This window comes from Mycobacterium numidiamassiliense, from assembly GCF_900157365.1.
In the GTDB taxonomy this organism is placed as follows: domain Bacteria; phylum Actinomycetota; class Actinomycetes; order Mycobacteriales; family Mycobacteriaceae; genus Mycobacterium; species Mycobacterium numidiamassiliense.
Window position 1 is genome coordinate 1 of record NZ_FUEZ01000002.1, and the last position, 2,102, is coordinate 2,102.

Consider the following 2,102-nt stretch of genomic DNA (forward strand, 5'->3'; position numbering starts at 1 on the left):
CAGTGTCTCCTTAGCCCGTCGCGGCCACGGTGGCCGCCTCTGTCAGCACGTACGACATCCTAAAAATCTCCTCCTCAATAACCCTGCGGCACAAGGCCATCGGGAACCGCTAGCAACGACGCTAGATTGAACGCAGGCGACGGCTCCCGGCCACGGCCAATTGTTCATTCCTGGACAATTGCTGTTCATCTGCTGGCCACTTCGCTATCCGGCCGATGGTGGTCGGGTGAGCACGCTGTGCTTGAAGCCGTACTTGTGGGTGAAGCCCGCGGCGCCGCGACGGGCCCCACCGGTCATGGGCATGCCCTGCAGGATGCCGTTGGTGCCCGGTGTCGCGGTTTCGCTGGCCAGATAGTTGACGGTCATCGCCTTGGTGGCTTGTTCTTCGACGCCGACTTCGGCGGATGTCAGGCCCCAGCTATTGGGGACAGAAAGGCCGCCGATTTTGGTGGCGGTGGCCAGGTGTGCGGCACCGGCGCCGCCGTGGGAGGCGCCCAGGAACAGGCCGGCGAACTGCGGAGTGGGATACCAGGCACCCGAACCACCGGCGGTGGCACCTAGACCGAATGTCAACTGCTGCTGCATCTGGTAGCCAAACGCGCCCTGACCCACCCCGAAATAGGGCAGACCAGTGAGGTTCTTGAGCAGCGGGGTGTAAAAGTTCGCCGCCGTCAGGCCCCCGGTCCAGTTGTTGGCGGGGGTGGGGAACCCGTAGGTCAAGAAGTCTTGGATGGTGTTCCACAGCCAGGTAAACGGTCCAGGCGTGGTCGTGGTCGCCGCTGGCGTCGCTGCCGGTGTCACCGCGGCCTGGGTGGTGACGGTCGGGGTTGCCTGCACCGTCGCCACTTGCGCGGTGGCGTTGGACGTCACGGTTTGCGCGGCGTTGCCGGCGGGCTGTTGGGCGGCCTGGGCGACGGCGAAGGCCTGGTCACTTTGGGCATCCGGCGTCGTGGTGTTGGGGGCTTGGGGTACGGGGGCCAGGTCCGAGGCGACGGCCGCAGAGGCGCCATAGCCGTACATCGCGGTGGCGTCTTGGGCCCACATCTCGGCGTATTGGGCTTCGGTGACCCCAATCGCCGGGGTGTTCTGCCCGAAGAAATTGGTGGCAATCAGGTTCGCCAGCAAAACCCGGTTCGCCGCAATCACCGGCGGCGGCACCGTCATCGCGAATGCGGTCTCGAAGGCGGCCGCAGCGGCCTGGGCCTGGCTGGCGGTCTGCTCGGCCTGATCGGCGACTGCGGTGAGCCAGGCGATGTAGGGGGCGACGGCGGCGAGCATCGATCGCGACGCGGGTCCCATCCACGGCGAGCCGGTCAACTCCGAGATCACCGACTGATAGCCGCTGGCGGCGGTGCCCGCTTCCGCCGACACCGCATCCCACGCTGCGGCCGCGGCCAACAGCGGCCCCGAACCCGGACCGGCATACATCAGGCCGGAATTGATTTCGGGCGGTCTCGCCGCGAAGTCGAACACCGTGTGTTTCCTCGCAAGTTGTGGAGTCGCTAACCTTCAGGACATTGCTCGCTTGAGGCTAAGGTGCGGCGCTCCCCCGCCGTGGCTACGTGGCGCGGCCGAGGGCACGGCAGCGACCACTATGCGACTGGCCGGCGCGGCTGAATGATGCCGGTCACGGGTCGCGGCATCTTGAGAGCACCCCGGTCACCTGCGGGGATGCCCGGTCTGCCCGACGGCAAGTCGCAACTCCCGCCAGCAGCTTGGCGCGGCCGGAAACCCCGGCGCCAGAAAAAATCCGACCGCGGATAAACCCATCGCAGCTGCGCGCGCGAGGGGTCGGATTTACCGGTCGTCGAGCAAACCAAGCCCTACGCGATGATAGGAATACCGTCACACAAGTCCGACGCTCGCTGAGAAGAGCTATCTGCGGCTGGCCCGAGTTCCCCAGCGCCCGAACACTTCTCACCGAAACGAAACAGACCAGGCCCGCGCACGACGCGGCCTGGTCTGTTTCAGGAAATGGTTATCCGGCGAAGGGTGGGCGGGCCATGACGGTGGGTTTGAATCCGTAGCGGGGTCCTGCGCCGGAGGCTCCGCCGGTGCCCATGCCGGCCAGTGGCATGCCGCCCAGGAGGTTGCCGGGTCCG

2 protein-coding genes are annotated in these 2,102 nt (G+C 66.5%); both read right to left on the reverse strand.

Annotated features, from left to right (window positions below; all coding sequences use genetic code 11):
* Window positions 1-204: 204 nt before the first annotated feature.
* On the reverse strand, window positions 205-1,473 hold the full coding sequence (locus MNAB215_RS00015) for a PPE family protein, SVP subgroup (RefSeq protein ID WP_077076927.1): 1,269 nt from the start codon (window positions 1,471-1,473) through the stop codon (window positions 205-207).
* Between the two features lie 505 nt (window positions 1,474-1,978).
* The coding region (locus MNAB215_RS00020; RefSeq protein WP_174604503.1) for a PPE family protein, SVP subgroup at window positions 1,979-2,102 on the reverse strand (124 nt) is incomplete at its 5' end.